Annotated in this window: 1 protein-coding gene; it reads left to right on the forward strand. The window is 48.3% G+C overall.

From position 1 onward, the window contains the following. A partial coding sequence (locus ICC18_RS33415; RefSeq protein ID WP_188178685.1) for a hypothetical protein occupies positions 1-464 on the forward strand: 464 nt, incomplete at both ends.

A 464-nucleotide genomic window follows, 5' to 3' on the forward strand; every position in this document is an offset into this window, starting at 1 on the left:
AACGGCTCATTATGTGTTCGTCTATGATCTCATGCTTTCCAAGAGGCTCCGCGGCGATATCGGTAATTTGTTGGATCTGGATGGAGGCTTCTACATAAATGATTACGGATTTAACAATCCTTCTTCCGTACCCGCCGGCGGACAGTTGATCAATGGCTTGAAATTTTTGACCGAACAGGAACAGCTAGACGACAGCCACGCGAAGGGGTCTCAAACCGCATTTGAAACTTTGCTTCATAAAGTATACCCGGGATGGGAAAAGTACGTTGTTAACAAACGGATTATAAACAGAGCTATGGTGAACGGAATCGCCAGGAGAACGAATGCAAAACTGTTGCCGCTGCAAAGCCGAGCCGTACGGGGATTATACCTAGTTGGAGATTCTACAGAAGGGTCGGGGGCGCTTGGTATGCCCTGCTATGACAGCGCGAAGAAGGTAGCGGATCTGTTATCCTCAACGAGGT

It is taken from the genome of Paenibacillus sedimenti, from assembly GCF_014534655.1.
In the GTDB taxonomy this organism is placed as follows: domain Bacteria; phylum Bacillota; class Bacilli; order Paenibacillales; family NBRC-103111; genus Paenibacillus_E; species Paenibacillus_E sedimenti.